Raw genomic sequence first — 25,811 nt, 5'->3', positions numbered from 1 at the left:
CGCACGGGACCCGCGTCCCGGGCGGTCGTCTGCGTGCGTGCGTACGGAGCCTGACGAAGTGTCCGATCATCGTGTGTCCGCGGCGTGGGCGCCGACAACGGCACCGAGGGTCAAGAACAGGTAAAGCCGTTCGTCGAGCTGACCTGCGTTCACATACGTGACCATCTATGGTCTTGACCGCCCGCCCGAACAGACGGTTCAATCCCCGAAGTCCCCGCTCCCGCACGGGGGCGCCCGCTGGCCGCACGGAACCGACGAAGTGCCGTGGCGTTCACAAGGCGGACCCCTGGAGGGGGCACATGAACAGTCTCGACTGGGCCGTGCTCATCGGCTACTTCGGCGTGATGGTGGCCATCGGCATCTGGTCCCACAAACGCGTGGACAACGTCAGCGACTTCTTCACCGCGGGCGGCCGCATGCCGTGGTGGCTGTCCGGCATCTCGCACCACATGTCCGGCTACAGCGCGGTGATGTTCACCGGGTACGCGGGCATCGCCTACACCTACGGCGTCACCTCGTACGTCACCTGGTCGTTCCCCATCGCCGTCGGCATCGCCATCGGTGCCAACCTCTTCGCGCCCCGGCTCAACCGGCTGCGCTCGCGGCTGCGGGTGGCCTCGCCGCTGGAGTACCTGAAGAACCGCTACAACCTGCCCACGCAGCAGGCGCTCGCCTGGTCCGGCGTGCTGCTGAAGATCGTCGACGTGGGCGCCAAGTGGGCGGCCATCGCCACCCTGTTGTCGGTCTTCACCGGGATCTCGCTCAACCAGGGCATCCTCATCACCGGTGTCGTCACCGGCATCTACTGCACGGTCGGCGGGCTGTGGGCCGACGCCCTGACCGAACTGGGCCAGTTCGTGATCCAGTTCTTCGCCGGCATCGCCATGCTGGTCGCCGTGCTCGCCGAGCTGGGCGGGGTCAGCGCCCTGTGGACCGTGTGGGACCGGCCCGAGCTGCAGGGGCACGCGGAGCCGACGGCCGGGCCGTACACCGTGACGTTCCTGCTGGCGTTCCTCTTCATCAAGACCTTCGAGTACAACGGCGGCATGTGGAACCAGGCGCAGCGCTACATGGCCACGCCCAGCGCCCGCGCCGCGACCCGGTCCGCGCGCCTGTCGTCGCTGCTGTGGCTCGTCTGGCCGCTGGTGCTGTTCTTCCCGATGTGGTGCGCGCCGCTGCTGGTGACGCCGGAGAAGCCGGACGCCTCCGACTCGTACGCCCTGATGACCGAGCAGCTGCTGCCGCACGGCCTGCTCGGTCTGGTCATCGTCGGGTTCTTCTCCCACACGATGGCGATGTGCTCATCGGACGCCAACGCCATCGCCGCCGTGTTCACCCGGGACATCGCGCCCGTGCTGTCGAAGGCGGCGCGCGGCTGGACGCACCGGGCGGCGCTGCTGGCCGCGCGCTGGTCGACGGTGGCGTTCCTGGCGCTGTCGATGGCCGTGGCCACGCAGGTCAACTCGCCGACGTTCAAGGACATCATCACCGTCGTGATCAAGTGGGTGGCCGGGCTGATGGGACCGATCGCGATCCCGTTCATGCTGGGGCTGCTGCGGGCGTTCCGCAGGTCCGGGCCGACGGCGGCGCTCGGGTCGTGGGCGGCCGGCCTGTTCGCGTTCTGGCTCACCAACTACGGCATCAGCGGCGTGGAGCTGCAGGTCCAGATCGTCTCGCCGGTGGCGACCTCGCTGGTCCTGTACATCCTGATCGGCTTCCTCAAGCCGGAGGACACCCCTGAGCGGGACGCCGTACTGGACAAGATCAACGAGGACGGCGACGCCGAGGGAGCGGCCGGCCTGCCCGGGGCGGCGGCCGGTCAGTCGCGCGGGTAGCGGGCCAGCCAGCCGGGGGCGGCGGCCGTGGCGGTGTGCAGGGCCGGGCCCTGCGTCATCTCCATGGCGAAGTCGTCGGCCAGCTCCAGCAGTGTGGGCCGCCCTTCCAGCTCGGCCAGCCAGGCCGGCGGGAGGGCGGTCTCGCCGTGCAGCGCCCCGAGCAGCCCGCCCGTCAGGGCCCCGGTCTCGGCGGACGGGCCGTCGTGGGTGACGGCCAGGCGCAGCCCGTGCCGGACGTCCTCGCCGACCAGCGCGCAGTACACGGCGATGGCGAGCGCGTCCTCGGCGGCCTCGCCGTCGGTGTCGCCGAGCGACGCGATCCGCTCCGGCGAGGGCACCCCCTGGCGTACGGCCGACAGGGCCTTGCCCAGGGCGTCCGTCACCGGCTGGTGCCCCGGGCGCTGGGACAGCTGCGTGAGGGCGCCGCGTACGGCCGTCTCGATGTCCTGGCCGCGCGCCACCCCGTGCACGGTCACGGCGTACGCGCCGGCCGCGAGGTACGCGGTGGGGTGGCCGTGCGTCTGCGCGGCGCACTCGACGGCGAGCTGGCACACCAGGTGCGGCTCCCAGCCGACCAGCAGCCCGAACGGCGCGGAGCGCACGACGGCGCCCGCGTCCCTGGCGGTGGGGTTCTTCGGCCGGGCGAGCGTGCCGAGGACGTCGTCGGCGAGGCCGGTGAGCACGGCGCGGCCCGGGCCGCGCCGGGTGTACAGCCACTCCTCGCGGGCGAGCCAGCCGTTGTCCTTGCGGCGCTCGTCGGGGCCCCAGTCCCGCTGCGTGGCCGCCCAGCGCAGATAGGCGCGGTGGACGTCGGTCGGCGGGTGCCAGGCGCCGGTGTCGCGGCGCACCTGGGCGCGGATCAGACCGTCCACGGTGAACAGGGTGAGCTGTGTGGCGGACGTGACGGCGCCGCGCCGCCCGTACGCGGGGACCGGTTCGGCCGGGCCGTCCGGGCCGTGGACCTCGCGGATGGCCTCGACGGGCAGGTCGGCGACCCCCGCGCCGAGCGCGTCGCCGATGGCGCCGCCGAGCAGACAGCCCCGTACGCGGGCGCGGAAGTCCTGCTGCTCGGCCCGGCCCCAGACCGCTGCCGCCGTGGTACTCACCGCAGGCCCTCCCCCATGTGGTGACTCCGCCCAGCACTGCTCCGGCCCAGCACTGTAATCGAACGGCCGCCGGGCGTCCGGGGCTCTCCGCGGGACAGTCCGGGACAAGCGAGGACAGGCCGGATCACATCCGTACGCCACCGCGTCCAACTCCTCGAACATGCCGCCCGCACGTCTGTGACCTGCACCGTTCCCCCACCGGCCGCAGGGGCGCCGCGGATACGCTCGCGTGGCCGAAAGTCGGTGCGCGGCGGCGGAGTTGTCGGCAGAGGAGAGAGTTACTTTTGACACCAAGAGTGTCTTTCCGGGGCATCGGGCCACGGCGCGGCGGGGCGATACGGGCCCTGACGGTCGGGCTGCTGTCCACGGCCCGCACCGAAGCCGGAGGAGGAGGCCGAGACCCCGTGCAATACCTCGTGACCGTCCCGTCGGGGCGCCGCTCCGGGCCGTGACACCGGCTCGGAGCGGCGCCCCTTTTCTCGTCGCGCGGGCGTCAGTCGGTGAGGACGGGCAGCAGCTCGGGCAGGTGCCCGTCCGACGACCTGGCCGTCGTGGCCCGCTCCTCCGGCACCTCCCCGTACAGCGTCGTCCGCAGCCGGGACGGGCGGCCGGCGGCGTCGGCGATGGCCTCCAGGTCGCGCAGGGACTTGTAGGAGCCGTAACCGGAGCCGGCCATGCGGGAGATGGTCTCCTCCATGAGCGTGCCGCCCAGGTCGTTCGCGCCCGAGCGGAGCATCTCGGCGGCGCCCTCGGCGCCCAGCTTCACCCAGCTGGTCTGGATGTTCGGGATGTGCGGGTGCAGCAGCAGCCGGGCCATCGCGGTGACCGCGCGGTTGTCGCGGGCCGTCGGTCCCGGCCGGGCGATGCCCGCCAGGTAGACGGGCGCGTTGGTGTGGACGAACGGCAGCGTGACGAACTCCGTGAAGCCGCCCGTCTCCTGCTGGATGCGGGAGAGCGTGCGGAAGTGGCCGAGCCAGTGGCGGGGCTGGTCCACGTGCCCGTACATCATCGTCGCGCTCGACCGGATGCCCAGCTCGTGGGCGGTGGAGACGACGTCGATCCAGGTGGCCGCCGGCAGCTTGCCCTTGGTGAGGACCCAGCGCACCTCGTCGTCCAGGATCTCGGCGGCCGTGCCGGGGATCGAGTCGAGGCCCGCCTCCTTCGCGGCGGTCAGCCAGTCGTGGATCGACATGCCGGTGCGGGTCGCGCCGTTGACGACCTCCATCGGCGAGAAGGCGTGCACGTGGATGCCGGGCACGCGGGCCTTCACCGCCCGCGCGATGTCGAAGTACGCCGTGCCGGGCAGGTCCGGGTGGATGCCGCCCTGCATGCACACCTCGACCGCGCCCACGTCCCAGGCCTGGGCGGCCCGGTCCGCGACCTGCTCCAGCGAGAGCGTGTAGGCGTCGGCGTCGGTACGGCGCTGGGCGAAGGCGCAGAAGCGGCAGCCGGTGTAGCAGACGTTGGTGAAGTTGATGTTGCGCGTGACGATGTACGTGACGTCGTCGCCCACCGTGTCGCGGCGGACGTCGTCGGCGATCCGGCACAGCGCGTCCAGCGCGGGCCCGTCGGCGTGCAGCAGGGCGAGGGCCTGGTCGTCGGTGAGCCGCGTCGGGTCGTCGGCGGCCTGCCGCAGGGCGTCCCGCACGTCGGTGTCCACACGCTGCGGCACCATGCCGGGCGCGGCGGCCTCGCGCAGGGCGTCCCAGTCGCCGTACACGGCGTCGAAGTCGGCGCGGCGGTCGGTGCTGCGGCCCTCGGTGTCGATGGTGCGGTGCAGGTCGGTGCGGCCGGCGGGCACGGTGAACGCCTCGTCGGGCTCCTGCCAGGGCAGCCCCTCCGGCCGTACGTCCTCACGGGCGAGGCCCGTCGCCGGGTCGGCCAGCGCGGTGACGTGCGGCAGCAGCCGCGGGTCGAGCCAGGGCTCGCCACGCAGGACGAACTCCGGGTACACGCAGAGCCGTTCGCGCAGCTCGAAGCCTGCCGCGGCGGACCGGGCCGCGAGCGTCTCGATCTGCGGCCACGGCTGCTCGGGGTTGACGTGGTCGATGGTGACCGGCGACACCCCGCCCCAGTCGTCGATGCCCGCGCCGATCAGCCGCTCGTACTCCCCGTCGACGAGGTTGGGCGGCGCCTGGAGGCAGCCGGAGGGGCCCATGACGAGGCGGGCCACGGCGACCGTCGCCACCAGGTCGTCCAGCTCCGCGTCGGGCATGCCGCGCATGGCCGTGTCCGGCTTGGCGCGGAAGTTCTGGATGATCAGCTCCTGGATGCCGTGGTACGCGCGGGCCACGCGGCGCAGCGCGAACAGCGAATCGGCGCGCTCCTCGTACGTCTCGCCGATGCCGATGAGCAGCCCGCTCGTGAACGGCACGGAGGAGCGGCCGGCGTCCTCCAGGACCCGCAGGCGCACGGCGGGCTCCTTGTCGGGCGAGCCGTGGTGGGGGCCGCCCGGCTCCGACCACAGGCGCTCGGCGGTGGTCTCCAGCATCATGCCCATGGAGGGCGCGACGGGCTTGAGGCGCTGGAAGTCGGTCCAGGAGACGACCCCGGGGTTGAGGTGGGGCAGCAGCCCGGTCTCCTCCAGGATGCGGATGGAAATGGCCCGTACGTACGCGAGGGTGTCGTCGTAGCCGTGCGCGTCGAGCCATTCGCGGGCCTCGGGCCAGCGGTCCTCCGGCTTGTCGCCGAGGGTGATGAGGGCTTCCTTGCAGCCGAGTGCGGCGCCGCGGCGGGCAATGTCCAGGACCTCGTCGGGCGACATGAACATCCCGTGCCCGGCGCGGCGCAGCTTGCCGGGCACGGTCGCGAAGGTGCAGTAGTGGCAGCGGTCCCGGCACAGCCGGGTGAGCGGGACGAAGACGCTCTTCGAGTACGTGATCACACCGGGCCGCCCGGCCGCCTCCAGGCCCGCGTCCCGGACCCGGCCGGCCGTCGCGGCCAGCTCGTCGAGGTCCCGGCCGCGGGCCTGGAGCAGTACGGCGGCCTCGGTGACATCGAGCGCCACCCCGTCCCGGGCCCGCTTCAGGGCACGGCGCATGGCGTTCTCGGTCGGTCGGCGTCCGGTTCCCGTGGAGGTCATTCCCCGAGCATACGAGCGGGGAGGGGGGCTGCTCGGGGGTACGGGGGCAGACGTCCGGGACACGCGCCCGGAGGCACGAGGCGTGGCCGTCCCGGGGCTCGCCCGGCGACACTCGGCGCGGCCGTCCCGAGACACTTCGCGTCGCCGCCCGGCGGCTCGCTCAGAGGTACTTGGCGTAGTCGTCCAGGACGCGCAGGACCTCGTCCTCTCCCGCCGGGGGCAGTTGCAGGACGACCTCCTGGACGCCCAGGTCGGCGTAGTGGGCGAGCTTGCCGGGCGTCGGCCGCACCGCGTACGGCACGACCTGGAGGTCCTTCGGGTCGCGGCCGGCCCGCTCCCACACGGCGCGCAGGGCGGGGATGTTCTCGGTGAGCCCACTGCCCCCGATGGGCATCCACCCGTCGCCGTACGCGGCGACGTCCGCGAACAGGGTGGGCCCGGCGGCCCCGCCGACGAGGACGCGGGGGGCACCGCCGCGTACGGGCTTGGGGTGGGCGAGGGAGGCCCGCACGGACGCGAAGTCCCCCTCGTGCTCGGTGGGTTCCTCGGCCCACAGGGCCCGCATCAGGCCCATGTGGTCGCGCACGCGGGCGCGGCGCGTCCGCCAGACGACGCCGTGGTCGGCGGCCTCCTCCTTGTTCCAGCCGAACCCGACCCCGAGCGTGAAACGGCCACCCGAAAGGTGGTCGAGGGTAGCGGCCTGTTTGGCCAGATCGATGGGGTCGTGCTGGGCGACGAGGGTGATGCCGGTGCCGAGCGCCAGCCGCTCGGTCACGGCGGCGGCCTGCCCGAGCGCGATGAACGGTTCGAGCGTCCGGCCGTACTCGCGCGGCAGTTCACCACCGGGCGGGTAACCGGTCGCCCGCTCGACGGGGATGTGGGTGTGCTCGGGCAGGTACAGCCCGGCGAACCCACGCTCCTCCAGCTCGCGGGCGAGCCGTACGGGGATGATGGTCTCATCGGTGAGGAAGATCGTCGTCGCGATGCGCATGGTTCCCCTTGATCCCAGTGGGCCGAGCCGTCTCATGCGGGCCAACGTCTCGGGTGCGACGGCAGGTTCCGCCACGGGCCGGCCGGGTGGTGTGGGCAGGCCGGGAGCGGGCCGGCCCGACCGCGGCGGCGTAGGCTGCCGGGGTCCCCCCGGAAGGAATCCGCGATGCCCCACGCCACCCCCGGTCCCCGGTCCGTCGAGCGGGCGCTCGAGATTCTGGATCTCGTGGCGGACGCCGACGGGCCGGTCGCGGCGAAGGTGCTGGCCGGGCGGCTGGCGTGCTCGCTGTCGACCGTCTACCACCTGCTCGGTCCCCTGACCGCGCGCGGGCACCTCGTCCGGGCCGAGGGGGGATACGCGCCCGGGCCCCGCGTTGCGGCGCTGCACCGGTCGTTCCAGCGGCACGTGGGGCTGGCTCCGGGCGTCGGCGAGACGCTGGCGCGGCTGCGGCGGGCGACCGGGGCGGAGGCGTACTTCACGGCGTACCGCGACGGTCTGATCACCGTCGTCGACACCACCGCCCCGGTGACCGACGCCGGCCATCCCTTCACCCCCGGCCCCGAGACCCGGGCCCACGCCACCGCGCACGGCAAGGCGCTGCTGGCGGGCGTCGGCCGGGCGGCCCGCCGCCGCTACCTCGCCGACCACGGGATGGCCCGCTTCACCGACCGTACGATCACGGCCGCCGAGCGCTTCGAGGCCGAGGTGCGGCGGGTGCGCGCGCAGGGCGTGGCCGTGTCGGTGGGCGAGGCGCACCCGGCGTACACGTGCCTGGCGGTGGCGCTGCGCGGCAGCGGGGACGGGAGCGTGCTGCACGCCCTGTCGGTCTCGCTGCCGACGGCGGAGTTCCGGAGGCGGCAGGGCGGGGTGCGGGCGGCGCTGCTGGAGGCGGCGGGCGCGATCCAGTAGGTGCCGTCGTTCCCGTCGTTCCTCACGCGTTTTCCGACCGTGCCGGAATCCGGGCGGGGTCGGCTGGCCGGGGACGGGGCGGCCCACGACCCTGGACGGCATGATCTTCATCGCTGTCAGGTTCACCGTCCGCCCCGAGTACAGCGACCAGTGGCTCACCCTGGTCGACGACTTCACCCGCGCCACCCGCGCCGAGGCCGGCAACCTCTTCTTCGACTGGTCCCGCGACGTCGAGGACCCGAACCGCTTCGTCCTCCTGGAGGCCTTCGCCGACGCGGACGCGGGCGCCGTGCACGTGCGGTCCGACCACTTCAAGGCCGGCCTGGAGGCGATGGCGGGCGCGATCGCCACGACCCCGGAGATCATCAACGTCGACATCCCGGACGCCCGGGGCTGGAGCGCGATGGCCGAGCTGAGCCCGCGCGCCTGAGCCGGCGCGCCTCGACGTCGCCGCACGCTCCTCAGGCGGATTGAGTACGCGTACTCAATCGCATGCGCTCACGAGCCCGACACACTGCTCGCACCGACGAGAAAGGGCCGTGCCCATGCCGAACCACCGACGCCCCCTGGCCGCAGTCGCCCTCGTGTGTGCGTCCGCCGCCGTGCTCCTGACCGGGTGCGCGATCCAGGATCGGGTGTGCAGCTCCGGGCAGTACCCGGTCAAGGCCGTGCGGAACACCGGTGGCGACTGCGTCCCCGACGGGCAGGAGCCCGTGGAGGGCTGGGTGCGGTACCCGGAGGGCAAGGTGCCGGTGTACGTGGGCGACGAGTGGGACCGTTACTGGGACGACAGGTTCCTCGACGAGAACGGGCGTATCGTCGAGGGCCCCTAAGCCCCGCGACGCCGACGCCGACGCCCGCAGTCAGCGCGTCGATCGGCCGAGGTGCGCGGCGATGGTGCGCGCACACACCAGGGACTCGGCGTGCGTGGTGTCCACCTCCAGGTCGTAGGAGACCCCCTCGTGCACGATGGCCGCCTGCGACGCGGCCATCCCCGGAGTGCGGTCTCCTCGTGCGATCTCGCGGCCCGCCGCGACCGCGCTCTCGCACCTCACGCCGACCCACAGCACCGGCAGGTCGCCCAGGGCGTTCCGCCACCGCTGCTGGGAGGCCGCTCCGCCGAGGAAGACGTCATCGATGACGACCCTGGCGCCCGCGCGGACCATCGCCACGACGCCCTCCATCCAGGCCGCCTCCAGCGCCCGGAAGTCCGCCCCGACGCTCACCCCGCCGTCCGCCGCGAAGACGATGCCCCCGTCGGAGGCCTGCATCCTGGCGGGCATGGCGTCGACGAACGAGTCGCATCCGAACGCCAGCCAGGGGTCCGGCAGTACGTCCTGCAGGCACCGTACGATGCCGGACTTCCCCGAGCTGGAACCACCGTTGAGAATGATCATCCGAGTCGTCACCGCGCCACAGTAGGACGTCTGCCGCGCGGCGCGAAACGGATATCGGTCCTCACCATCCCCTGTCGGCGGACTGGGCGAGCACCATGTAGAGGCGCGTGCCCCGGGGGCGGAAGCCCACGCGTGCGTAGATGCGGCGCGAACCCTCGCCCTCGTACTCCAGCCACACCGACTCCGCGCCGCGCGCGAACGTCTCCCGGGCCAGCGCGGCGGTCACCGCGGCCGCGATGCCCCGGCCGCGGAAGGCCGGCCGGGTGCCGACACCGGCCAGTTCGGCCGTGCCGACGGCCGGCGCGGAGCACATGGCGGCACCGGCGCAGCCGCCGTCGGGCGCCCGGACGAAGCGGACCGCTCCGCCGCCCTCGTCCGTACGCCGCAGCCGCGCCGCACCCTCCGGCGACGGGTCGAACGCACCTCCGTACGCCTCGGCCAGCGCGGCGTCGACCGCCACGTAGTCCGCGTCGCAGGACGGCGCCTCCACCCGCGGCACGTCCCCGGTGGGAGCCGTCAGCGTGGCGGGGGTGCAGACGAGGTACTCGTGCGCCTCCTCCGTGGCGAACCCCGCAGTCCGCAGCGCGGCTTCCACGGCGGGCGCCGCATCGGGCGCGAACTCGAGCCGGGGCGTGAGCCCGCGCTCCCGGAACGCCGCGACGAGCGCGGCAACGTCACGCGCCGTCGGCTCGGCGCCGGGCAGCGGCGTCGCGTAGTTGATGTACGGGCTGGTGGTGCCGGGATCGAACCCCGCGACGAATCCCCCGGTCTCGACGACGAGGGGACGGCGGCGAAGGTTGGCCACGGCAAAGCTCTGGACGTTGGCGTCCATGGTGATGTCGACCTCACATACAGCGAAGGAGAAAGGAATCAATGAGCTGTGGGGCCGCCGTGAGGGCGCAGCCGACGGCGGCCCCCGAGGGGCGCCGAGTTCATTGGCTTCGTTCCTTGCCGTGTGGGGGTGTGGGTACCGCTGCCGCGGATTCGATCAACTGTCGCACGCTGCGCGGCTGATCGGCAACGGCGGTTCTCAGGATGAGGGTGCGGAGTGTCAGGCCGTCGTGAAGTCGGCGGTGTGATCGGTGGCCAGCTCACTGCGGCAGGCGCTCCTGTCCCCCGGCGACCGTGACACCTGGGGCCTGGACGTCCTGATCAACGGCATCCTCCACACGCCCGCCCGCCGAGCCGCACGCGCGTGACCTTTCAGGGCGCTGCCGCGTACCGATGTGCCAGCACCGCTACGGCGTCGGCGATGGCCTGCCGCAGTTCGGGCGGGTCGAGCACCTCTGCTTCCACGCCGAGCCTGAGCAGGTCGCCGACCGCGACGGCCTGCGCCTCGACGGGCATCTCCACGTGCACCCAGCCCTCCTGGTCGGGCGGGCCGGCGTCTGCGAGGGCCCGCGTGCCCGCCGCGCCGAACTGCATGGGCAGCAGCCGCTGGGCCCGGGGCGATATCCGCAGCCGCGCGGTTCCCTGGTGGAGCGCGCCCTCCAGGCGCCGGGAGGACTCCTCCCAGTACGCGGCGAGGTCGAAGGCGGCCGGCCGCTCGAAGGCCTCGTCGGTGATGTCCACGGCCAGGAACCGTGACACCCGGTAGGTCCGTACGTCCTCGCCGGCACGGGCCACCACGTACCAGATGCCGCCCTTGAGGACGATGCCGAGCGGACGCAGTTCCCGGTGGACGTCACCTCGCCAGCGCCGGTAGTGGACGCGCAGCACCCGCTGTTCCCACACCGCCTGCGCGACCTGTGCCAGATGCTCGACCGGATCGGCGTCCCGGAACCAGGCCGGTGCGTCGAGGTGGAACCGGTCCTGGACGCGCCGGGTGCGCTCCGCCAGGTCGGCCGGCAGGGCGGCCTGCACCTTGAGCTGCGCCGTGGCCAGGACCGCGCCGAAACCGAGGTCCCTCGCCGGGCCGGGCGCTCCCGCGAGGAACAGCGCGCCGGCCTCGGCGTCGGTGAGCCCGGTCAGCCGCGTGCGGTATCCGTCCATCAGGCGGTAGCCGCCGGCCGGCCCGCGGTCGGTGCGGACGGGGACGCCCGACGCGTTGAGCGCCTCGACGTCGCGGTAGACCGTACGGACCGACACCTCCAGCTCCGCGGCCAGCTCGGAGGCGGTCATCCGCCCGCGGTTCTGGAGCAACAGCAGCAGGGAGAGAAGCCGGTCGGCGCGCATGGAGCCATTGTTCCCGCGTACCTGACAGGAGATGTCAGGTACGACGATCAGGCTGGGCGCACACCGCGCGGACGAGCCGTGCGGCCCATCGAGAGGACGTCCATGCCCGCGCAGACCTCCGGCCACATCACCTGCGCCCACTGGGAAGAGCGCACCGCCGGTTCCGGCGAGGCGAGCCCGAAGCTCGCCCGCGCCTCCGCCACCAACACCTTCTCCGGCGGCGTCGAAGCCTCCGGCACCACCTGCGAGTACACGATCGTCTACGTCACGGAGAAGGCCGGCACCTTCACCGGCATGGAGCTGCTGGCCGGACGGCTGGACGGGCGCGAGGGCACCTTCGTCGTCGAGGAGCGCGGCTCGTTCGACGACGCCGGCACCGTGCACTGCTCCTTCGAGGTCGTTCCCGGGACGGGCACCGGAGAACTGACCGGGCTGCGCGGGACGGGCGGCTTCACCTACCGGCAGGGCGAGCCGTCCTTCCCGTACACCTTCGACTACGACCTCGGGTGAGCCCTCAGCCCACCCGCACTTCGGTGTTCTGGCACGCGTGCAGCAGCCACCTCCCGTCGTCCCGCTTGGTCATGACGTAGAGCGGAGCGCCCTCCGTGTCGCCCTCCGCCGAGCGGTAGAGCTGACGGACCTTGACGGCCGCCACGTCGGGCCGCAGGAACTGTGTGTGCACGACCTCGTAGGTGACCTCGCCGTCCCAGCTCGCGGTGGGCAGCACGGCGCGGGTGAACTCGGCGATCGCGTCGAAGCCGATGAGGACCTTGCCGTGGCCGGTCGTCCACAGGGCGTCGGGGTGGAAGAGGGCGAGGAAGCCCTCCGCGTCCTTGGCGCGCTGGGTGCGCTCGACGGTGGCCACGACCTGCTCGACGGCCTTGATGTCTGCGGTTTCGGTGTTCATGCCGATCACTCTGGTACCTCAAGTGAACTTGAGGTCAAGGCCCGTGGTCCGGCGCCCGCCCGTGCCGCCCGTGCGCTCAGCCGGCGGCCGGGCCGAACCACCTGGCCAGCCGGTCGAGCAGGTCGTGCTGGTCCTCGCCGACCCACGCCACATGGCCGTCCGGCCGCAGCAGGACCGCGGGCGCGTCCAGTTCCTCGCTGACGTCGACGACGTGGTCGACCCGGTCCGCCCAGCCCGCCACCGACAGCCGGCCGGTCTGGTCGAGCAGCAGACCGCGGCCGCCGCGCATCAGCTCGTAGAGACGCCCCTGCTTCAGCGTCACGTCCCGCAGCCGCCGGCCGAGCAGCTCATGGCCCTCACCGAAGTCGTAGCGGACCCCGATCGCGGTGATCTTCTCGATGAGGTACCGGTTCACGTTCTCGAACTCGATCAACTCGGCCAGCAGCCGGCGCACCGACCGGGCACCCGGCTCCGGAGACAGCAGCTGCATCTGCGCGCGGGTGTTGTCCAGCACGGCGGCGGCCACCGGGTGCCGTTCCGCGTGGTACGTGTCCAGCAGCCCCTCCGGTGCCCAGCCGCCCACCTCGGCGGCCAGTTTCCAGCCGAGGTTGAAGGCGTCCTGGATACCGAGGTTGAGCCCCTGCCCCCGGTCGGCGGGTGGATGTGCGCCGCGTCGCCCGCCAACAGCACCCGGCCGGTCCGGTAGCGCTCGGCCAGCCGCGTCGCGTCGCCGAAACGGGAGAGCCGGCGCGGCGAGTGCACGCCGAAGTCGGTGCCGGCGAACGCCCGCAGCTGCTCCTTGAACTCGTCGAGGGTCGGCGGGACGGTGCGGTCCTCGGCTACCCCCTCGGCGGGCACGGTGACGCGGTACGTCCCGTCCCCGAGAGGCATCGCGCCGAACCGGAACTCGGTCTTGCGGACCTCGGCCATGACAGCGACCAGCGTCTCCTGCGGTACGCCGACCTCCACCTCGCCCAGCAGCGTCTCGACCCTGCTGGGCTCACCGGGGAAGGCCACACCGAGCAGCTTGCGCACCGCGCTGCGCCCGCCGTCGCAGCCGACGAGGTAGCGGGAGCGCAGCCGCGTCCCGTCGGCCAGTTCGGCGGTCACCCCGTCCTCGTCCTGGCTCAGCCCCACCAGCTCGCACCCGCGCCGGATCTCGGCGCCGAGCCCGGTGGCGTGCTCGGTCAGCAGACGCTCGGTGACGCTCTGCGGGATGCCGAGGACGTACGAATGCGCGGTGTCCAGCCCGTCGGGCCACGACGTGCCGAGGCCGCCGAAGAACCCTCCGACCCGGTACTGCTGCCCGAGCGCGAGGAACTGCTCCAGCAGCCCGCGCTGGTCCATCACCTCGACGCTGCGCACATGCAGCCCGAGCGCACGGGACAGCCCGGCCGGCTCCGCTTCCTTCTCCAGCACGACCACGCGCACACCGTGCAGCCGCAGCTCACCGGCCAGCATCAGACCGGTGGGCCCACCACCGGCGACGATCACGTCAATCATCCAAATCCCCCCATCCGAACGAGGCCGCAATCCGGCGACGACCGCGCGCATTCCGCGAATCCGCGCTTTCCACCGGTTCTGGGCTTCGGCCGGAGATTCTGCAACAGAAACGGGGCCTTGCCGCAAGGCCCCTGGTGCGCTATATGTTGAGAGTGGCAAGGAGTGGGTTACCTCCTTGCCTTTGCTTTTTGCCGCCGCGACTGGCTCGCATGTGTCCCGAGCCGCCGCAGCAGGCCCCACCAGCTCCGTGCCCACCCGAGCAACCCCACCAGCCGGGCGTTGTCGGTGACGCTCCGACCCCACGGGCCTTCGGACTCCGCGAGGAAGGCGTCCCCGCTATGGCGGGCAGGAGAAGGCCGGGCCCCACCGCACGAGCGGCGGGGCCCGATGAGGATGGCTCAGTTGTGGGCTTTGAAGATCCGCGTGGAGGCGTAGACCCAGCTGGTGGCTGGAGCCGACCAACTTTCGAGGGCACCGTCGAACATGCCGTCGGGGCGTGCAGTCCACGTGCGCATCAGCACTGAGTCATCGGACTGGTGGTGCATGGCGCCGAGGTCGTCGCGTCCGTCGCCGTTGTAGTCGCCGACGACGAGCTGGGTGCGCTTGATGTCGATGACGCCGGAATTGGCAGCCAGGCTCACGAACGCCGAGCCGAAGGAGCTCGTTTGGGAGCGCAGCAGCATGGTGGAGACTTTGTCGCTTCCGTCGCCGTAGTCGTACCAAATCATGGCGTCGTCGTACCGGTCGCCATTGACGTCGCCCGCGAGCGGGCTTGTGAGATCCCAGTCGATGGCGTCGCTGTACCACCAAGAGGTGGGGTTGGCGAACCCGCCGGAGACGTCGGAGAGGAACACATAGGTTCGGACACTGTCGTCGCCCTGGCCGTAGAACACGCTCAGATCGTCGCGTCCGTCACCGTTGAAGTCTCCGGTGACGAATTTGCTGCGGGACCGCAGCCAGGTGCCGCTGGGTGCCGACCACGAGTCGAAGGGTTCGTTGAAGCCGCCCTTGACACCGGCGGTGAAGGTGAGCAGCTTGCTGGTGCCGTCAGGGTAGGCATACCAGACGGCGATGTCGTCGCGTCCGTCACCGTTGAAGTCGCCGGCGTGAGGTGTCATGTAGCTGGTGTGCATGGTGTTCTTGGGAACGCTCCAGGACGAGAACGGTATGCCGAACCCGCCATCTGGCTGTCCGAGCGCCGTCCACAGCTTGATGCTGGTGTCGCTGTAGCCGTAGAGAGCGGCCATGTCACCGTGACCGTCACCATTGAAGTCGCCCGTGACGAACTTCATCGACTTCGCCTCCCACGCGCCGGCGAGAGCGGCAAAGGACTTCATCGGTGCGTTGAACGAGCCGTCGGAATTCGTCGTCAGTGTGTATGTCGCGTCGGTCCCGGCCGAGAAGTCGTACCAAAGACCGATGTCGCTGCGTCCGTCACGGTTGTGGTCGTGGCGGGTGACCGTGCCGCTGGCCCAGACCGCCTGCCCCTTGCCGTTGTGGACGACGAGGTTGCCGCGATCCTGCAAGACGACGTACCCGATACCGGGCAGACCTGGTTTGACGTTCGGCGCGACCTCATCAGCATCGACGAGGACACCGGAACTCCACAGCTGCTTGCTGCCGTCCGCAGAGTAGACCGCGAGATTGCCGTTGCTGAGGACACGTGCCGTGGCGCCTGTGTTGCCTCCGGTGAGGGTGGACCACAGCACCTTGCCGGCGTTCGATCTAACGACGAGATTACCGTCGGTCTGCATGGTGAGCGTGGCTGATGCCGAACTCAGCGACTGTCCCGCGGTGAGGGTCGCGCCGGCCGGGATGTGTCGACCCCCATTGATCCCATCGACAGGGAAGTAGGCGCCGATGCCGGTGAAGTCGACCCCCGTCTTGCGGCCCGGCCAGCCGATGAGGGTGTTGTCGCTCTTGCGGGCCCAAAGATCGGGGATGCCGTCGCCATCCTTGACGCCGTCGCCGTTGCCGTCACCGTCGAGGTCTCCGGAGGATCCGACGAGGGGAAAGAGGCTCTGCGGCATGGTGCCCGTGGCGATCTTCACGCGGTCCGAGGCACGTCCCCACGTCGCCGTGTCAAGCCCGCCGTTGGGGTCGGGCCTGCCGTATGCACGGTAGAGGTCGCCGGAGGCGTTGTGGCGGAGAAGGAGATCCTGGAGCTCGTCGCCGTTGAGGTCACCAGGGAGGATCAGGGTGAACTGGTCCCAGTCGGTTTCACCCACAAGAATCGGGGGGCGCTTCTGGTCGAGCCACCCGGATCGCGCACCGTAGTAGACCCACAGGTGTTTGCCCTGCTTGACCAGGACCTCGGGTTGGCGGTCCCTGTTGATGTCGCCACCTGTGGCGACCTGCTCGGCGTTGTACCAGTGGTCGTCACCGGTCCAGCCAGGCTCACCCATGCAGTCGCTCTCCAGCTCGGGAACTGGGCAACTTACGCGGAGCAGCAGAGGATTCTCCTGGTCTATGAGGCCTCTGCCGTTGTTCCTGTAGACGCGTAGTTGATTCTTCTGCTCGTTGGCGTTGTACTCCAGGGAAATCAGGTCGTTGTAGCCGTCCTGGTGCCAGTCGCCGCTGAAGGTCACCTGCTGGCCGGGGAATGAGCCGCCGCCGTTGGCGGCGGAGGAGAACTCACGGTTCCCGCGTCCTGCGTACGTCAGAAGTGTGCCGTTGGTGTCCGTGCTCCAGATGTCTTTGTAGCCATCACCGTTGAGGTCGCCGGGCTTGTCGCGCAGCTGCGCGCGGGTGGCGTAGTACAAGTACGTGGCGGTGTCGGAGCGGTTGCCTGCCCGGTCGACGCTGTATGCGTGGAGCAGGTGTGGTCCGTAGGACGGGGGCGTCACGAACGCCTTGGGATACTCCGCAGTGGCGTCGCCGCCCTCCGGGTCGGTGTCGGTCCACCAGTGGTAGGAGACGACATCGTTCACGCCATTGGGTGTGAAGGTGAACTCGCCTTCCGAGCGGGCCGCTCCAGTGGGGTTCGGCCATCCCTTGTCGCCGCTAGGGAAGGTCACTGACGAGATGACGGGCGGCAGGCTGGGCCTGGCGCGGTCGAGCCTGAACTTGCAGGTGCTGCTCCACGCCGAGTACACGCCATCGGCGTCCTTGGCACGAACCCGCCAGGTGTAGTCGCCCGACGGAGTACTGGCCGAAGGCAGGACAACCGTGGCGATTCGCCCCTTGAGTGCAGGAACGGTGGTGTCCACTGCTGGCGTGGTGGTGCCCGCCTTGAACGCCTGGAAGTGGGCGGTCAGGTTGCCACCGTCCGGGTCGTCGATCTTGGCGTGGATACTCACCGACGTGTTGCCGATGGTGCCGCCGACAGAGCAACTGGTACGTGGGTTGGTGCCCAGCCCTGTAGGGGTCTCGGGCGGGTGGTTGTAGGAGATCTCCAGGGTGGCGGTTTTCGGGTCGAACTTCTTCCAGCCGTAGGTGTCGCCCTCGTTACTCGCGTACAGCCCAAGGGTGATGCCCGGCTCGTTGTTCGCGGCGGCCTTGCGGACGGCGGCTGTGGCGTCGAACTCGAGGTTGCCGGCGGCACAGTCCTGGCTGCTCCAGCCCTTGGACTCGTTCACCGTCGACAGAGGCGCTAGGCCCACCCGGCTCGGCTGGTTGTTCCACGTCGTCTTCTTGGAGATGTCGGTCACCTCCCACAGCTCCACCGGCCGGGCTTGGCAGGACCACGACCACGTGTTGCGAATGCGGAAGGTGGCACTCTTTACCTGCGCGCCGCGCACATCGCGGGTGTCCATCTGGAAGAAGGAGCGCGAGATGCGGTCGCTGCCGCCAGTCTCGGCTTCGTACCCGACCCGCACAATCTCCTTTGCGTCCCAGAAGGACGTGTTCGGGTACGCCTTGTAGACGCGGGCCCAGTGCTGCCACTCACCCCATGCCCAGCTCGGGTCGATGTAGACGGGATAGGTGGTGTCCGCGCCGTTGAGCAGGCTCTGATCAGGGGTGATAGTGAGGATGTCTCCGCTGACCGTGGCCTGCATCTGGGCGTCCATGGCACCTGGGCCAGGCTCGAAGACGTCACCGGGGCTACTCTCGGTCGTCGACGTGGCACTAAGCGTCCGTGCCGTGGTCGCCGCGCTGGCCGAGCTGATGGTGCTGGAGTCCCACATCAGTGGCGCGGGGCTGGTGAACACCGTTTGCCCGGCCGGGTCGGTGGCTACGAGCGTGCCGGTGTCCGCATCCTTGGACACGTTCAGGCCAACGGTGTCCATGTCGAACTGCAGCTGATTGAGCTCGGGGTTCTTGGCAGCCTCGGCCGTCTTGACGACCAGCAGCTGCGAGAAGCCTTCCACCTCCGCCTTGAGCTGGAGGTCCACGCCGGGCAGGACCTCGGCGTAGGTGGCTACGTTGCCCGCGAGTGTCGGCGTCGGCAAGGCCTTCGGCCAGTTCAGCGTCAGCGTGCGGCCGTCCTTGATGCCGGACAGCATGGGGCCGGTCCCGCCGCCCGAAAACTTCGTGGACACCGCGGACGCCTTCGGCACGACAGACCCGTCCGCCGCGAAGACCAGCGTCGGGTCCGCGGCAACCCATGCGCCGTCGCGCCAGAGACGGACTGCTGTCCCATGGCGCTTGACGGAGAAGGATCCATCGGGCATCGCCCACGTGTCGCTGGATTCGGTCCGCGCCGACACCAGTTCCACTGGCCGGCCGGTGGCCGCAGCGTCCTGGAGGGCCTTGTCCTCTTCGCTCATCGCGCCCGTCGCGACCGGGTCCGTCGACGTGGACGCTGCGGGGGTGAAATTCGCTTGACTGGGCGCGTCGCGCACTCCCGAGAGTACGGATGAGGCTATTCCGCACGCCAGGGCGACACACATCGCCACTCTTCCACCGCGACCCGAGAATGGGCCATTTGGTGTCGATCTGAACACCATGCTTCCTAACTGTTTACCTGGCTTTCCTGCCGACTCGGAGACTCGCGAGAGCACCGAAAGGATGTACCCGGCCGCCAACTACTCTGCGTAAACCCCGCACAGGTCTCTCCAGGCGACCGGGGGCCGCTTCACCGCTGGTCAGAGCCACCACGGGGGAACCGGACATTCCACGTGATCTTGGCTTAATCCATTTCAGATCTCGTCGTCAATTGCCATTTTCGGCATCTCGCCGTTAGCCTGCGGCCGATTTTCTTATTGCCGAAGGGGTGGGTGTGTGAGACGTTTCGGTATACGTGGCTGGACAGCCACAGTTGCCGCAGCGGTTACCGTCGGGCTGTTGCCAGCCGCGCCGGTTGCCGTGGCGGAGCCCTCTGTATGGACTCTGCCGAAGCTGAAACAGCCAGGAGCTGTTCCGGTGAAAACAGCGGCTGTGGGGGGAACGAAGCGGGGTGACGCGGCCAGGTCGCATCCCTGGCGTCCCGCGAAGGTCTCTTGGCCGAAAGCAGGGGCTGCGGAGGTGGCACTCGGGCCGCTGGCCAAGCGGGCTGGGACACTTCCCGTGTCGGTAGCGGCAGTGCATGGGGGAGTGAAGCGACTCGCCACCGGCGCCGCCGCAGTGGAGTCGCCGAAGGTCAGCGTCTCTGTCGTCGGCCGTGATACCGCCCGCAAGGCGGGCGTCGACGGTCTGTTGCTGACGGTGGGCAGAACGGACTCCGGCCGGTCTGCCCTCAAGGCGCGTGTGCGTGTCGACTACACGTCGTACCGCGACGCGTACGGCGGTGACTGGGCGGCGCGGCTGCGGTTGGTGCAGCTGCCGGCATGTGCGCTGACCACACCGCAGAAGGCGGCGTGCCGGGTCGGCAAGCCGCTGAAGTCGGTCAACGACACCAAGTCAGGGGCCCTGTCCGCCGACGTCCCGCTGGGGACACGCTCCTCGGTCAGCAGGTCCGCTTCCACTGCGACCGCAACGACGGTCATCGCTGCAACGGCCGGTTCCGAAAGCCCCGCAGGCGACTACAAGGCGACCTCTCTCCAGCCGTCGGGCTCGTGGAGTGCCGGTGGATCGACGGGGACGTTCTCCTGGTCGTATCCGATCGGTGTGCCGAAGGTCCCTGGCGGGCTTGAGCCCTCCATCAGCCTCGATTACAGCTCCCAGGCCGTGGACGGCCGCACCGCGGCGTCCAACAACCAGCCGAGCTGGATCGGCGACGGCTGGGACTGGGAGCCGGGTTACATCGAGCGGCGTTACAAGCCGTGCAACGACGACAAGAACGGCGCCACCAACACCACCGACGTCGGTGACATGTGCTGGTTCAACGACAACGCGGTCCTGTCACTGGGCGGCAAGACGACGGAACTCGTCTACGACGCCACGAAGGGCTGGCACCCCGCCTCCGACTCGGGTGAGAAGGTCGAGAAGCTCACCGGTGCGTCGAACCCGGACAAGGGCACGGCGGACAAGGACGGTGTGGGTGAACACTGGAAGATCACCGCGACCGACGGCACGCAATACTTCTTCGGCCTGAACAAGCTGCCGGGCTGGAGCGACAACGGCACAGCGGCCGACGATCCCGTCACCAACTCGACATGGACCGCGCCTGTTTACGGCAACCACTCCGGCGAGCCGTGCTACAACGCGTCCTTCGCGGCGGCGTGGTGCCAGCAGGCATGGCGTTGGCAGCTCGACTACATCGTCGATCCGCTCGGCAACGCCATGGCGTACTACTGGAAGACCGAGGCCAACAACTACGGTCGCAATGTCTCCCAGTCGACCGGTGCCTCGACCGCCACACCGTACGTTCGCGGCGGATACCTGGAGCGGATCGACTACGGTCTGCGGTCCAACGCCGTCTACTCGGGCAAGGCGATGGGACAGGTCCACTTCGGCGTGGCCGAGCGGTGCCTGTCGGGCTGCACGACGTTCGACGAGACGAATGCGAAGAACTGGCCGGACGTTCCGTTCGACCAGTACTGCAAGGACGGCGTGGAGTGCACGGACAAGTACTCTCCCACCTTTTGGTCCCGCAAGCGGCTCACCAGCATCACGACGAAAGTACTCACGGGTGGCGTCTACAAGGACGTCGATTCCTGGACCTTGAAGCAGGGCTTTCCGGCCTCCGGCGACGGTATCTCCACCCCGATGTGGCTGGAGTCGATCACCCGTACCGGTCTGGCCGGCGGCACAGCGCCCCTGCCTGCGGTGACCTTCGCGGGTGTGCAGAAGCCGAACCGAGTCGACAAGCTCGGAGACGGCCTGGCGCCGTTCGTGCGCCTGCGGATCTCTCAGATCACCACGGAAACCGGCGGGACGATCGGGGTCGACTACCTCTCCCCGGACTGTACCGCCACCTCCCTGCCGCCGACGGATGACTCCAACACCACCCGCTGCTACCCGGTGAAGTGGGCCTACGAGGGCCAGACTGCACAGCAGGACTGGTTCAACTCGTACGTCGTCAGCCGCGTGACAGAGGGTGACAACCTTGTTGAGTCGCCTGACGTCGTCACCGAGTACGCCTACCTCGGCGGTGCCGAGTGGGCCAAGTCCACGGACGAGTTCACCAAGGCGGAGGACCGCACCTACTCGATGTCGCGCGGTTACTACCGCGTACAGACCCGCAAGGGCTCAGCGCTTGATCCGCGGACGCTGATGGAGACCCGGTACTTCCGGGGCATGGACGGTGCCGCGGTGGCGGACTCCGTCGGCGCGACGGCCACAGACTACGAGCAGTTCGCCGGCCAGGTACGTGAGAAGGCCGTGTACAACGGCGACGACACGAGCCAACTGGTCTCCGCCACCTCCTACGTGCCCTGGCGCTCTGCGGCGACTGCGACCCGTGCCCGCACGGGCCTGCCCGCCTTGGAGGCGTACCTCACCGGAACGCAGGCTGAGCGCACCCGCACAGCCGTCACGGGCGGCACCCGGGTCACTGATCTCTTCCGGGAGTTCGACCAGTACGGGATGGTCACCGAAGTCACCCAGCACGGCGACACCGCCAAGACCGGTGACGAGAAGTGCACCACCACGACGTACGCCCGCAACTTGGCGGCGTGGATGCTCGCCAACGTGAGCCGCGTCGAAACGGTCGCAGCCGTGTGCGGCGCCACGGTGAGCCGACCGACCGACGTCATCGAGGACGTACGGACCTATTACGACGCCCTGGCCTTCGGCGCGGCCCCGACCAGGGGCCTCGTGACAAAGACCGAGCGGATCAACGGCAACGGATCCGGTTACGGCATCGTGAGTTCGGTCCCCAGCACGTGCGGCCTGAGCAGGGACCAGCTCTGCTACGACCAGTACGGCCGCCCGCTCGCCGCGTCGGACGCGTACGGCAAGGTGACCACCACCGCGTACACTCCGGCGGCTGGTGAGGTTCCGACGTCCTCCGTGGTCACGAACCCGCTGGGCCATGTCCTCACCACCGTGCTGGACCCCTGGCGTGGTCAGGCGACCAAGGTCACTGACGCCAACGGCAGGGTGACGTCTACGGCGTACGACCCGCTGGGCCGGGTGACGAAGGTCTGGCTGCCGACACGGTCGGCCACGACGTACCCCAACGCACCGAACCAGTCGTTCGACTACCTGGTGCGCAACAACGGCCCCATCGTGGTCACGTCGAAGACGCTGGACCACAACTCCGACTACCAGACCTCCTACGCCTTCTACGACGGCCTGCTCCGGTCCCGCCAGACACAGGAGACGTCCCCGGACAAGGCGGGCCGGCTCGTGTCGGAGACGTTCTACAACTCGCGAGGTGAAGCCTGGCGTGCCTCAGGCGTGTACTTCGCGACCGGCGCGGCCGAGCCGGTCCTCGTCACCGGTCAGGGCACGAACTACCCGTCCTCGGCCGACACCGTCTTCGATGGCGCAGGCCGGCCGACGGCCGTCATCGCCAAGAAGTTCGGAGACGAGACGAAGCGCACCACCACCTCGTACACCGGCGACACCATCACGGTCGTCCCGCCGCAGGGAGGAGTGGCGACCACCACGGTCGTCGACGCACTGGGTCGCACGACCGAGCTGAAGCAGTACACGAACGCTGCTCGGACGGCTTTGCACTCCACGACGTACGAGTACGACAAGCGCGGCCTCCTGTGGACGGTCACTGACCCGTCCGGGGCGAAGTGGACGTACACGTACGACATCCGCGGCCGCCAGATCCAGGTCGACGACCCCGACAAGGGCACCACGAGGACGGTCTACGACCAGGGCGACCGCGCGACCGACGTCACCGATGTCGGCCGCAACATCACTCTGCACACCGACTACGACGCCCTCGGACGCAAGACAGCGCTGAAGAAGGGCACGACGCCGCTGGCGTCATGGACGTACGACTCCGTCGCCAAGGGACTGCCGACAGCCTCCATCAGGCATACGGCCGGTGGGGACTACGTCACCGAGGTCACCTCCTACAACGCCCTCTCCCTCCCCGCGGGCACCAGGGTCACCATCCCGGCGAGTGAAGGCCCGCTTGCCGGAACGTACGACTGGTACACCTTCTACGACCGCAACACCGGGAAGCCCATCGAGACCGAGCACCCTGAGGTCGGTGGTCTTCCTCTCGAATCCGTCACGACCGCCTACAACACCGGGGGGCTCGTCGACATCGTCTACGCCGGCAGTGACCCCCTCATCTCGGCGACGACCTACGACCACTACGGCCGCAGCATCCGCACCGAGTACGGCGAGTTCGCCCAGCACCTGTGGACCACGTCCGAATACGACGAGCACACGGGTGCCCTGAAACACGCGTACACCGACCGAGAAGTCGCCCCACAGCGGATCGAGGACACCCGCTACACGCACGACCCCGCGGGCAACATCACGGCCATTGCCACCGCATACGGCCAGGAGCCGGCGCGCACCACCGACACCCAGTGCTTCACCTACGACGCCCTGCGCCGTGTCACCGAAGCATGGACCAATACCGGCGAGCTGTGCGCCTCCGCGCCCTCCGAGGCGGTCGTCGGCGGACCGGACGCGTACTGGACGTCGTACACCTACGACGCGGTCGGCAACCGAAGGGCCGAGACGCAGCACAAGACCGCGTCGGGCCCGACCATCGACACCATCCGCACCTACGGCACCCCACCCGCCGGCACACACAAGCTGCCATCGGTCACACAGACCGGCACTGATCCGCACGAGGAGACCTACACCTACGACTCGGCGGGCAACACCGCCACCCGAACCATCGGCACCGCGGCCCAGACGCTGACCTGGGACGACGAGGGCCACCTCAAGAGCGCCACGGAAGGGACGAAGACCAGCAGCTACCTCTACGACGCGGACGGCCAGCGCCTCATCGGACGCGACTCCACCGGCACCACGCTCTACCTGCCCGGCGGCAACGAGCTGCACATGGACAAGGTCGGGCTCATCACCGGCACCCGCTACTACGGGGTCGCCATGCGTCAGGGGAGCAAGCTCACCTTCCTGCTGTCCGACCACCACAACACCGTCACCCACCAGATCACGGCAGACGCCACGCAGGCAGTCACGCGCCGCAAGTCCACCATCTTCGGCGGACCGCGCGGCACACAGCCCACTGACTGGGCGGGCGACAAGACCTTCGTCGGAGGGACCAAGGACGCCGACTCCGGTCTCACCCACATAGGGGCGCGCGAGTACGACCCATCGATCGGCCGCTTCATCAGCGTCGACCCGATCATGGACCTCTCGGACGCGCAGCAGCTCCATGGATACACCTACTCCAACAACAACCCCGTCACCTTCAGCGACCCCACCGGGCTGTACCTGGACCACGACGGCGGCTACCAGAAGTGCAAGAAGCCGGACGGTTGTAGCCGCTGGGTCGATGACAACGAGGGATTCGACGCGGGCCCCAATCAGTGGCAGTACGAGAACTCAGTCCAGACAGACCTCGACTATGACGGCAACATCAGCATCCATCCCGGCGTGGATGTCCCGGCAAACTGGAACAAGGCACCCGTCTACATCGAGGCCTTCAACAAAAAGATCGACAAACTCTGCTACACCGGGCGTGGGGATTGTTACCACGATGTCTTCGACTCATACTCGGCGCAGAGCGTAAATAGCGCGAAGTTCGACGCCTGCATCGAAGCGGGTCGAAATTGCCCGGGTGGGGCCGCCTGGACCATGGGCCTGGCCATTAGTGCAGGATTCGCCGAGCAAGGACCGGCGGGCCGCATCGGGTGGTTCCGACTCGGAGGCAAATCCCCGCCGTGCACTAAGTGTTTCCTCGCCGGCACTGCAGTCCAGATGGCCGACGGATCAACGAAGGACATCGAGAACGTCGCAGTGGGCGACGAGGTACTCGCCACCAACCCCCTGACAGGCGAGACCGGTGCCCGTGAAGTAACACAGCTCATCGTCACTGACGACGACAAGCACTTCAACGAGCTGACCATCACAACCAGTAACGGCTCCGAGAAGCTCACCGCGACGCATGAACACCCGTTCTGGTCGCCGTCCGAGAACACCTGGGTCGAGGCACGTGCCCTCAAGCCCGGCATGACGCTGCGCACGGATGCCGGGACCACCGTCAAGGTCAAGTCGAACAACGCGTTCAGCAAGCGCGCCAGGACCTATAACCTCACGGTCGACGACCTGCACACGTACTATGTGCTGGCTGGGCAGACTCCGGTGCTCGTTCACAACTGCAATGTTGCGCTGGGTCAGAAGGCTGAAGGCACCTACGAGTGGGCCGAAAAGCTGGGCTACAAACACTTCGGGAAATTGGAAGGCTGGCAAGGTCCGGTAGAGGCGGCGATCAGGGACACCAGCAATACCCTTCACGTAAATATGAAGGGAGTTGGGTCTTTCACTGACGCTGCGAGGGACGGGCTTACCCCGGGGCACCCATATGCCACAGACATCGAGATGGGCATGATTGCAAGATCTGTGGTTCATGGTGGGCGTTCGTGGGACAGTATCAAGTTCTACCGGCCGGGCAAGGATGGTTCTCTCGTTCAATTTTCAGTGCCGGAGCCTAACTGGGGTTCGTTCGGTAGAATTCGCCCCTACATAGATTGAGT

General features: G+C 69.3%; 15 protein-coding genes and 1 pseudogene. 6 read left to right on the top strand and 10 right to left on the bottom strand.

All coding sequences use genetic code 11. From position 1 onward, the window contains the following. The first annotated feature begins 299 nt into the window (after positions 1–299). Positions 300–1,835 carry a sodium:solute symporter family protein gene (locus ABEB09_RS19410; RefSeq protein WP_345691190.1) on the top strand — a complete coding sequence of 512 codons (1,536 nt, stop codon included), beginning with the start codon at positions 300–302 and terminating at the stop codon, positions 1,833–1,835. Here the strand turns inward: ABEB09_RS19410 and ABEB09_RS19405 are convergent. The 3 genes from ABEB09_RS19405 to ABEB09_RS19395 form a co-directional block, all read right to left on the bottom strand. Then, positions 1,820–2,941, bottom strand: coding sequence for an ADP-ribosylglycohydrolase family protein (locus ABEB09_RS19405; RefSeq protein WP_345691189.1), 1,122 nt, complete (start codon positions 2,939–2,941; stop codon positions 1,820–1,822). The two genes, ABEB09_RS19410 and ABEB09_RS19405, sit on opposite strands and share 16 nt — an antisense overlap. A gap of 493 nt (positions 2,942–3,434) precedes the next feature. After that, on the bottom strand, positions 3,435–6,023 hold the full coding sequence (locus tag ABEB09_RS19400; RefSeq protein WP_345691188.1) for a bifunctional FO biosynthesis protein CofGH: 2,589 nt from the start codon (positions 6,021–6,023) through the stop codon (positions 3,435–3,437). 160 nt (positions 6,024–6,183) lie between these two features. Continuing rightward, positions 6,184–7,014 carry an LLM class F420-dependent oxidoreductase gene (locus ABEB09_RS19395; RefSeq protein WP_345691187.1) on the bottom strand — a complete coding sequence of 277 codons (831 nt, stop codon included), beginning with the start codon at positions 7,012–7,014 and terminating at the stop codon, positions 6,184–6,186. 165 nt (positions 7,015–7,179) lie between these two features. Between ABEB09_RS19395 and ABEB09_RS19390 the strand changes: the two genes are divergently transcribed. The 3 genes from ABEB09_RS19390 to ABEB09_RS19380 all read left to right on the top strand — a co-directional run bounded on the left by ABEB09_RS19390 (position 7,180) and on the right by ABEB09_RS19380 (position 8,756). Beyond that, the gene (locus tag ABEB09_RS19390; RefSeq protein WP_345691186.1) at positions 7,180–7,923 is read left to right on the top strand and encodes an IclR family transcriptional regulator; all 744 of its coding nucleotides are present in this window, start codon (positions 7,180–7,182) and stop codon (positions 7,921–7,923) included. 100 nt (positions 7,924–8,023) lie between these two features. Beyond that, a complete protein-coding gene (locus tag ABEB09_RS19385) occupies positions 8,024–8,353 on the top strand; it encodes a putative quinol monooxygenase (RefSeq protein ID WP_345691185.1) in 330 nt (109 codons plus the stop codon). Positions 8,354–8,468: 115 nt separating this feature from the next. After that, entirely contained in the window at positions 8,469–8,756 is a 288-nt protein-coding gene (locus ABEB09_RS19380) for an SCO0607 family lipoprotein (RefSeq protein WP_345691184.1), read from the top strand. 30 nt (positions 8,757–8,786) lie between these two features. Here the strand turns inward: ABEB09_RS19380 and cpt are convergent, their stop codons facing one another. From cpt to ABEB09_RS19365, 3 genes are all read right to left on the bottom strand, one after another. After that, positions 8,787–9,320 carry a chloramphenicol phosphotransferase CPT gene (gene cpt, locus ABEB09_RS19375; protein WP_345691183.1) on the bottom strand — a complete coding sequence of 178 codons (534 nt, stop codon included), beginning with the start codon at positions 9,318–9,320 and terminating at the stop codon, positions 8,787–8,789. A gap of 61 nt (positions 9,321–9,381) precedes the next feature. Further along, positions 9,382–10,152, bottom strand: coding sequence for a GNAT family N-acetyltransferase (locus tag ABEB09_RS19370; protein WP_345691182.1), 771 nt, complete (start codon positions 10,150–10,152; stop codon positions 9,382–9,384). A 371-nt stretch (positions 10,153–10,523) separates the two neighbouring features. After that, complete coding sequence (locus ABEB09_RS19365; RefSeq protein ID WP_345691181.1) at positions 10,524–11,495, bottom strand: helix-turn-helix transcriptional regulator; 972 nt, start codon at positions 11,493–11,495, stop codon at positions 10,524–10,526. 102 nt (positions 11,496–11,597) lie between these two features. On the opposite strand from ABEB09_RS19365, the gene ABEB09_RS19360 reads away from it, so the two are divergent. After that, complete coding sequence (locus ABEB09_RS19360) at positions 11,598–12,005, top strand: DUF3224 domain-containing protein (RefSeq protein WP_345691180.1); 408 nt, start codon at positions 11,598–11,600, stop codon at positions 12,003–12,005. 4 nt (positions 12,006–12,009) lie between these two features. Here ABEB09_RS19360 and ABEB09_RS19355 read toward each other — a convergent pair whose 3' ends face one another. The 4 genes and pseudogenes from ABEB09_RS19355 to ABEB09_RS19345 all read right to left on the bottom strand — a co-directional run bounded on the left by ABEB09_RS19355 (position 12,010) and on the right by ABEB09_RS19345 (position 18,689). Beyond that, positions 12,010–12,402, bottom strand: coding sequence for an SgcJ/EcaC family oxidoreductase (locus ABEB09_RS19355; RefSeq protein WP_345691179.1), 393 nt, complete (start codon positions 12,400–12,402; stop codon positions 12,010–12,012). A gap of 76 nt (positions 12,403–12,478) precedes the next feature. Next, positions 12,479–12,892 (bottom strand): aromatic-ring hydroxylase C-terminal domain-containing protein, encoded by a 414-nt coding sequence (locus ABEB09_RS34995; protein ID WP_425580068.1) that lies wholly within the window; start codon positions 12,890–12,892, stop codon positions 12,479–12,481. Between the two features lie 69 nt (positions 12,893–12,961). Further along, positions 12,962–13,863 (bottom strand): annotated as a pseudogene (locus ABEB09_RS34990) (FAD-dependent monooxygenase); the annotation flags it as partial. Positions 13,864–14,303: 440 nt separating this feature from the next. Further along, a complete protein-coding gene (locus tag ABEB09_RS19345) occupies positions 14,304–18,689 on the bottom strand; it encodes an FG-GAP-like repeat-containing protein (RefSeq protein WP_345691178.1) in 4,386 nt (1,461 codons plus the stop codon). A gap of 622 nt (positions 18,690–19,311) precedes the next feature. Here ABEB09_RS19345 and ABEB09_RS19340 point away from each other — a divergent pair. Next, on the top strand, positions 19,312–25,809 hold the full coding sequence (locus tag ABEB09_RS19340; protein ID WP_345691177.1) for a polymorphic toxin-type HINT domain-containing protein: 6,498 nt from the start codon (positions 19,312–19,314) through the stop codon (positions 25,807–25,809). The last annotated feature ends 2 nt before the right edge of the window (positions 25,810–25,811 follow it).

Source organism: Streptomyces coeruleoprunus (assembly GCF_039542925.1).
Taxonomy (GTDB): domain Bacteria; phylum Actinomycetota; class Actinomycetes; order Streptomycetales; family Streptomycetaceae; genus Streptomyces; species Streptomyces coeruleoprunus.
Note: the sequence above shows the minus strand (reverse complement) of the source record. Positions and strands in the feature narration are given on the sequence as shown.